8 protein-coding genes, 1 other RNA gene and 1 pseudogene are annotated in these 6,519 nt (G+C 57.2%); 4 read left to right on the top strand and 6 right to left on the bottom strand.

Features of this window, described 5'->3' with window-relative positions; all coding sequences use genetic code 11:
- Positions 1 to 144: non-coding RNA, 6S RNA (ssrS, locus tag ACRESJ_RS27420), on the top strand; the annotation flags it as partial.
- Positions 145 to 230: 86 nt separating this feature from the next.
- Positions 231 to 836: a 5-formyltetrahydrofolate cyclo-ligase gene (locus tag ACRESJ_RS27415; RefSeq protein ID WP_431760659.1), complete on the top strand. Its 606-nt coding sequence runs from the start codon at positions 231 to 233 to the stop codon at positions 834 to 836.
- Positions 837 to 872: 36 nt separating this feature from the next.
- Here the strand turns inward: ACRESJ_RS27415 and ACRESJ_RS27410 are convergent, their stop codons facing one another.
- Positions 873 to 1,028 carry a hypothetical protein gene (locus ACRESJ_RS27410; RefSeq protein WP_431760658.1) on the bottom strand — a complete coding sequence of 52 codons (156 nt, stop codon included), beginning with the start codon at positions 1,026 to 1,028 and terminating at the stop codon, positions 873 to 875.
- Between the two features lie 195 nt (positions 1,029 to 1,223).
- Between ACRESJ_RS27410 and ACRESJ_RS27405 the strand changes: the two genes are divergently transcribed.
- Complete coding sequence (locus ACRESJ_RS27405; RefSeq protein WP_431760657.1) at positions 1,224 to 1,676, top strand: EVE domain-containing protein; 453 nt, start codon at positions 1,224 to 1,226, stop codon at positions 1,674 to 1,676.
- Between the two features lie 125 nt (positions 1,677 to 1,801).
- On the opposite strand, the gene ACRESJ_RS27400 is transcribed toward ACRESJ_RS27405, so the two are convergent.
- Positions 1,802 to 2,209: a flagellar basal body-associated protein FliL gene (locus ACRESJ_RS27400; RefSeq protein WP_431760656.1), complete on the bottom strand. Its 408-nt coding sequence runs from the start codon at positions 2,207 to 2,209 to the stop codon at positions 1,802 to 1,804.
- Positions 2,210 to 2,359: 150 nt separating this feature from the next.
- Between ACRESJ_RS27400 and ACRESJ_RS27395 the strand changes: the two genes are divergently transcribed.
- Positions 2,360 to 3,337, top strand: coding sequence for an NADPH:quinone oxidoreductase family protein (locus tag ACRESJ_RS27395; protein WP_431760655.1), 978 nt, complete (start codon positions 2,360 to 2,362; stop codon positions 3,335 to 3,337).
- Between the two features lie 51 nt (positions 3,338 to 3,388).
- Here ACRESJ_RS27395 and ACRESJ_RS27390 read toward each other — a convergent pair whose 3' ends face one another.
- The 4 genes and pseudogenes from ACRESJ_RS27390 to ACRESJ_RS27375 all read right to left on the bottom strand — a co-directional run.
- Entirely contained in the window at positions 3,389 to 4,006 is a 618-nt protein-coding gene (locus ACRESJ_RS27390) for an energy transducer TonB (protein WP_431760654.1), read from the bottom strand.
- A gap of 301 nt (positions 4,007 to 4,307) precedes the next feature.
- Positions 4,308 to 4,967 (bottom strand): gamma-glutamylcyclotransferase, encoded by a 660-nt coding sequence (locus ACRESJ_RS27385; RefSeq protein WP_431760653.1) that lies wholly within the window; start codon positions 4,965 to 4,967, stop codon positions 4,308 to 4,310.
- A gap of 281 nt (positions 4,968 to 5,248) precedes the next feature.
- On the bottom strand, positions 5,249 to 6,217 hold the full coding sequence (locus ACRESJ_RS27380; protein WP_431760652.1) for a CDP-6-deoxy-delta-3,4-glucoseen reductase: 969 nt from the start codon (positions 6,215 to 6,217) through the stop codon (positions 5,249 to 5,251).
- A pseudogene (locus ACRESJ_RS27375) lies at positions 6,217 to 6,519 on the bottom strand (3-octaprenyl-4-hydroxybenzoate decarboxylase); the annotation flags it as partial. The gene ACRESJ_RS27380 and the pseudogene ACRESJ_RS27375, both read right to left, overlap by 1 nt.

The following is a 6,519-nucleotide window of genomic DNA, read 5'->3' as shown; positions in this document are numbered from 1 at the left end:
TGAGCCGATTTGCTATACCCTGGAGGTTGCACGTTGGGCTGGTGTGCATGTCCGCTAGACGGAAAGCCTTAAAGCCTACTGCATCTTCCACCTTGAACTTTCGGGTTCAAGGGCTAAGTCGACAGCGGCACATTCGGGGAGCCTGATTCCAGTCCGATGCCGGTTTAATTACCGGCATCGGCTTTTTTACGGGTACGCTTTGTGTATCCACACTGCAAAAGCCCGGACCCATGACCGAACCTGCGCTGCTTCCCCGCCCGCAACTTCGACGCATGCTGCGCAAGGCCCGCCGTGCGCTGACAGCCAGTCAGCAACGCCAGGCTGCTCGCGGGCTGTACAAGCAATTGGCCCAGCAACCGCTGTTCCGCCGCGCCCGACACATTTCCCTCTACCTACCTACTGACGGTGAAATCGACCCGCGCTTGTTGCTGCGCGCCGCCCAGCGTCGGGGTAAAGCCACGTATCTGCCGGTGCTCAGCGCCTGGCCGCGGACCAAAATGGTGTTTCAACGCATCCGTCCCGGTGAAAAACTCAAGCCCAACCGTTTCCGTATTCTCGAACCCCGACACAACCTCGCCCGGCAACGCAAAGTCTGGGCGCTGGATCTGGTGCTGCTGCCATTGGTGGGTTTTGACGATGTCGGCGGGCGCCTGGGCATGGGCGGCGGTTTCTATGATCGCAGCCTGGCGTATCTGGCGCGCCGAAATGACTGGCGCAAACCGACGCTATTGGGGCTGGCCCATGAATGTCAGAAGGTGGAGCGACTGGCTCAAGCGAGCTGGGATGTGCCGTTGCAAGGAACGGTTACGGACAAGGCCTGGTACTTCGCAGGCTAGACGCCACTACCCATCAGCGGCGTCGAAAGGACGATATCAGCGTTTGAAAGCGGTCGACTGTTGCTGCAACGGCGAGACTTCAACCGGCACATCAGTCTTGTTCGCCCACAGGCTTTGGGCATAGCCGGTGGTTACGACGCCAAGGCCAAACAAAATAACCAAAACCCATAGTAAATCCGGTTTGCGTTTCATCGATTGCCCCCCAAAGGCACATCAACACGATGACAGCAGCGGTTTCCGTTTGTAGGCCGTGCAGCAGCGTCAAGCTTGAAAGGCCGGCATTTTGCGTCAACGTGAACCGGCACGCAAATGCTGGCGTCAACCGACTGTCGGTTTGTCATAAAATTGCCGGACGACCTCTCCACACACCTCGCAAGGAGCCAAACCATGGCCTATTGGCTGATGAAATCCGAGCCCGATGAGCTCTCGATCAAAGGCCTGGAAAAGCTCGGCAAAGCGCGCTGGGACGGGGTTCGCAACTATCAGGCACGTAACTTCCTACGGGCCATGGCAGTGGGCGACGAGTTTTTCTTCTATCACTCCAGTTGCCCGGAGCCAGGGATTGCCGGAATCGGCAAGATCATCGAAGCCGCCTATCCGGACCCGACGGCGCTGAGCCCTGAAAGCCATTACTTCGACCCGAAGGCAAGCGCCGAGAAAAATGCCTGGAGCGCGATCGATGTCGCCCATGTCGAAACGTTTTCCAGGGTATTGAAGCTGGACTATCTGAAGCAACAGACGGCGCTGGCGGAAATGCCGCTGGTGCAGAAGGGCTCGCGGTTGTCGGTGATGCCGGTGACGGCAGAGCAATGGGCGGCGGTGATTGCGCTCAAACCGTAAGATTTGCGGCGTGAATCAAAATGCAATCGCGAGCAGGCTCGCTCCCACAGGGAATTTTCAGTGAATGCAGATCCAGTGTGGGAGCGAGCCTGCTCGCGATGAGGCCCGCCCGGACAACCGAACTCTTACTGAATGATCAGGTTGTTGAACAACAGATCCTCAACCACCGGCTTACCGGTTTCATCATTCATGATCTGCTGGGTTTGCTTCAACGCTTCCTGACGCAGCTTCTCCTTGGCCTCGACGTTGTTCATCGTCTCGGTCGACTGCTGGGCAAACAGTGCCACCAACTGATTACGGATCAGGGGTTCATTGGCCTTGACCGCCTTGGTGGCTTCGTCACCCGTCACCCGCAACGCCACGTCGGCCTTATAAACCTTGAGTTTTGGCGTGCCATCCAGTCCGTAGTTACCCACGAATGGCGGGCTCAGGGTGATGTAATTGACCTTCGGCGCTGCGCCTTCTTTAGCTTCTTCGGCCACCGCTGCCACAGGCAGGGACAGGGCCAGCATCAACATGATCCACGCTTTCACAATTCGATCCTCATCCGGTTTGCGGCCTAGCATAACGACCCGCCGTTCAAGCACAAGCTTATGGCTGGCTATCAGGGTCGGGCATGCTCGTTGACCCGTCGACTCACACACCTACACTTATCGGCCATCACTCCAAAAGGAATAGCCCTGATGAAAGCCGTGCTGTGCAAAGCCTTCGGCCCTGCCGAATCGCTGGTGCTGGAAGACGTCGCCAGCCCTGTCGCGAAGAAGAACGAAATCCTGCTGGACGTGCACGCCGCCGGGGTGAACTTCCCCGACACGCTGATCATCGAGGGCAAATACCAGTTCAAACCGCCCTTCCCGTTTTCCCCAGGTGGCGAAGCGGCCGGCGTGGTCAGCGAAGTGGGTGAAAAGGTCAGCCACTTGAAAGTCGGCGACCGGGTCATGGCCCTGACCGGCTGGGGCAGCTTTGCCGAGCAGGTTGCGGTGCCGGGCTACAACGTACTGCCAATTCCGCCATCCATGGACTTCAACACCGCGGCAGCCTTCAGCATGACTTACGGCACCTCGATGCACGCCCTCAAGCAGCGCGGCAACCTGCAACCCGGTGAAACGCTATTGGTGCTCGGCGCCTCGGGTGGCGTCGGCCTGGCGGCGGTGGAGATTGGCAAAGCCATGGGCGCCCGAGTAATCGCCGCCGCCAGCAGCGCAGAAAAACTCGCCGTGGCCAAGGCCGCGGGTGCCGATGAGCTGATCAACTACAGCGAGACCAGCCTCAAGGACGAAATCAAACGCCTGACCGACGGCCAGGGCGCCGACGTGATTTACGATCCGGTGGGCGGCGACCTGTTCGACCAGGCCATTCGCTCCATCGCCTGGAACGGCCGCCTGCTGGTGGTCGGCTTTGCCAGCGGGCGCATCCCCGAGCTGCCGGTCAACCTCGCCCTGCTCAAGGGCGCTGCCGTGATCGGCGTGTTTTGGGGCTCCTTTGCCCAACGCCAACCTCAGGACAACGCGGCGAATTTCCAACAACTCTTTGGCTGGTTCAGCGAAGGCAAGTTGAAGCCGCTGGTGTCGCAGGTGTATCCGCTGGGCAATGCCGCTCAAGCCATTAATGATCTTGGCCAGCGCAAGGCGGTAGGGAAGGTGGTGGTGCAGGTTCGCTGAATCCATCAAGAGGTCTGGACTTCGGGAAGCGATGTCCAGACCCGATGAAAGCTAAAGCAACTTGCGAATATCTTCCGGCAGAAATCTCGCAAACCTGGAAACCGGGTTATTCAGGCATTGCCTGGCGATGATCGGCACCTGCTTGTTCATCTTCGCAATCAATGCGAGCCGTCGCTCATTGGATAATGTTTTCACGGAAAACGAATTCGTCAGATAAGCCCGGGTGTAGTGGAAGGCCGGCAAATCAATCCAGTCATGGTCCGCTGTATTCACGATGGCCTGATTGAACTCACGGCACTTCAATTTATTGATCCATTGATTCAGGTGCAGCGGCGGACTGGAGTCGTATCTGAACATCATCGGCGCAATCACTTCCTGCTCCGCCGGCTTGCCCCCCTCGATCGTCCATGGTTTGAAGCGCCATTGCGCGATCGCAGCTGTGGTCGCCTCCGCCAAATCAGGATGATCACTTTGTAAAATCTTCACGTTACTGACCGAACCATCGAAATGCGCCGTAAGGCTGACACGGACATCACCGATGATTCCGGCCCGCTGCAGCGCGGGTGGATAAATAGGCTTGGGGTTGTGTTCCGGTATCAAAAACTGATCCACCGCGCCACTTTCGATGGAAAACAAAATCAGCAAAACCCCACATACCAACCACCGCATAACCACTCCCTTCGCACGTCAACTGCCAGACTTGGCAACAGCACAAAAGGTTAAAGATCGATGGCTTGGGGTTGAAGATCATGACTTCTGGTAATTGCGCAGGACATTTCCCAAAGACTCGCCTTACTCCGGAAGGGGTCAGGCGTTGTACGGGGGCGTTGTGTAAAAATTCCTACACGGATTGGCATCATCGGGATAGTCGATCTCAAGATTCGAACGATCCCTCAAAAGTATAAGAACGACTACTCAGAAAGCTACGACGCCAGCCATGAATAAGAATTCAGTGCCAAGCAGATCGTAGTCAGGTACTCGCTTGATCAGCCTTTGAATTACAACGCTTGAGTCGCGCCTCCAGATTTCGGTCTGGCATGGCGTGGCTACGCAGGGCGTGGGCGGTCTGCTCGACATAATCGCGAGTGGTGCCGTAACGCCCGCAGGCGTTTTCAAACACGTGGCTCAACACGTGATCCGGCAAGTTGCCGGCATAGCTGGGCAAGTGCCGCTCCAGAACAAACCCCAATGCCTGAACCAGATTGCCGTCTTCAAGACGGCAGTTGAGCCAGTGCGGGCGATAGGACGGAAAAGGCATTTCCCTTTTCCACAGTGCGTACAGCGAAGCATCCAGTTGTTCTTCTGGCAAGCGGTAGGCGAAGCCACTGCATGAGCCGCCGCGATCCAGGCCAAACACCAGTCCTGGCATTTCCGGAGTGCCGCGATGCTCATGGGACCAAAGATACAAACCGCGATGGTAGCCATGCACGCGCCCGCGTACCCGTTCAACCGCCGTACACTCGGGACGCCAGATCAGCGACCCATAGGCGAACAGCCAGACCGGCCCACCCTTGTGGCGTGCCATGGTCGACTGCATCGAGCCGAGTAATTGTTCGTGCGTGAGCTGCGGCCCCAGATCGAGCTGCGGAGGGTAAGCCAGATTCAAAAACGAAGATTCTATGGCGCTCATGGCGAATAGCGTTCAGCTCCCCGCGAGTAGACAGTTACTAAATAGAACGCACCGCTTTAACAGTAAGGCACATGTTTTCAAGTAATTTAATTGCCTTGGGGCAACTCTTAACTAATTACTTGAACAAGATATAACCTACCGGTATTTATATAATTTTATAAATACCGATCGGCTATATAGAGCGTTATAAACCTGTAGGAGCTGCCGCAGGCTGCGATCTTTTGATCTTGCATTTGAAAATCAAAAGATCGCAGCCTTCGGCAGCTCCTACAGGGATTGGCTCAAGATCGGGGAGCGTACGCGAACACGTCGGCGCGCATCTGGTGCGCGTCCATCCCCGCTTCGACCAGCGCATCCAGCGTGCCGTAGACCATCGCCGGCGAGCCGCTGGCGTAAACATGCAGTGCCTTGAGATCGGGAAAGTCTTCGCATACCGCTTCATGCAACATGCCGCAACGCCCTTGCCAGCCGCACTGATCACTGACGACTTTATGCAGGAACAGATTGGGCAGTTTCAACCACTCGTCCCAATGCTCGACTTCATAGAAGTCTTCTGGACGACGCACGCCCCAATACAAATGAACCGGGTACTTGAAGCCTTCGGCGCGGCAATGCTCGATCAGGCCATGGACCTGACCCATGCCGGTACCCGCTGCGATCAACACCAACGGACCGTCCGGCAACTCGGCCAAATGCGCATCGCCAAATGGCATGTCGATCCGCACCATGGAATCGCGCAGCAGTTGATTGATCAAATTTTGCGCACTGGGTTCGCGCGCCAGCACATGGATTTCCAGGTCACGCCCGCCAGAAGGTGCCGATGCCAGGGAAAAGGACGACTTATCGCCACTGTCCCGATGGATCATCAGGTACTGGCCGGCGTGATAACGCGGCGGCTTGCCAGCCGGCGCCCGCAGTCGCACCCGCCAGGTATCACCGCCGACTTCGGTGCAACTGGTGACCTGACACGACAGACTGCGCACAGGCAACTCTCCCAGCGCGAGCACGCCATCCCACAGCACAATGCAGTCTTCCAGCGGCTCTGCTATGCAAGTGTAGAACTCGCCATGATCACGCACATGGCCGGTCTGCTCGACGCGACCCTCCACCAACAGCGCAGCACATACATGGCAATTACCGTTACGACAGCTTTGCGGGCATTCATAGCCCAGGCGGCGTGCGCCATCGAGAATCCGCTCGCCGGGCAGAATCTCAAGCACTGCTCCGGAGGGCTGCAAGGTTACACGCATCAATCTATTCCTAACTGATTCCAGATGGCATCGATCCGCTGGGTCACGGCATCATCCTTGACGATTACCCGGCCCCACTCCCGTGTGGTTTCGCCCGGCCATTTATGCGTGGCATCAAGCCCCATCTTCGAACCCAGGCCGGAAACCGGCGAGGCGAAGTCAAGGTAATCGATCGGCGTATTTTCGATCATCACCGTGTCGCGCTTGGGGTCCATGCGCGTGGTAATGGCCCAGATCACGTCGTTCCAGTCCCGCGCGTTGATGTCGTCGTCGGTGACGATAACGAACTTGGTGTACATGAA

The organism is Pseudomonas sp., assembly GCF_050739655.1.
Taxonomy (GTDB): Bacteria; Pseudomonadota; Gammaproteobacteria; order Pseudomonadales; family Pseudomonadaceae; genus Aquipseudomonas.
Note: the sequence above shows the minus strand (reverse complement) of the source record. Positions and strands in the feature narration are given on the sequence as shown.

Coding starts and splice junctions, on each gene's coding strand:
- ACRESJ_RS27415 (WP_431760659.1), top strand. CDS start 231: ATGACCGAACCTGCGCTGCTTCCCCGCCCGCAACTTCGACGCATGCTG.
- ACRESJ_RS27410 (WP_431760658.1), bottom strand. CDS start 1,028: ATGAAACGCAAACCGGATTTACTATGGGTTTTGGTTATTTTGTTTGGC.
- ACRESJ_RS27405 (WP_431760657.1), top strand. CDS start 1,224: ATGGCCTATTGGCTGATGAAATCCGAGCCCGATGAGCTCTCGATCAAA.
- ACRESJ_RS27395 (WP_431760655.1), top strand. CDS start 2,360: ATGAAAGCCGTGCTGTGCAAAGCCTTCGGCCCTGCCGAATCGCTGGTG.
- ACRESJ_RS27390 (WP_431760654.1), bottom strand. CDS start 4,006: ATGCGGTGGTTGGTATGTGGGGTTTTGCTGATTTTGTTTTCCATCGAA.
- ACRESJ_RS27385 (WP_431760653.1), bottom strand. CDS start 4,967: ATGAGCGCCATAGAATCTTCGTTTTTGAATCTGGCTTACCCTCCGCAG.
- ACRESJ_RS27380 (WP_431760652.1), bottom strand. CDS start 6,217: ATGCGTGTAACCTTGCAGCCCTCCGGAGCAGTGCTTGAGATTCTGCCC.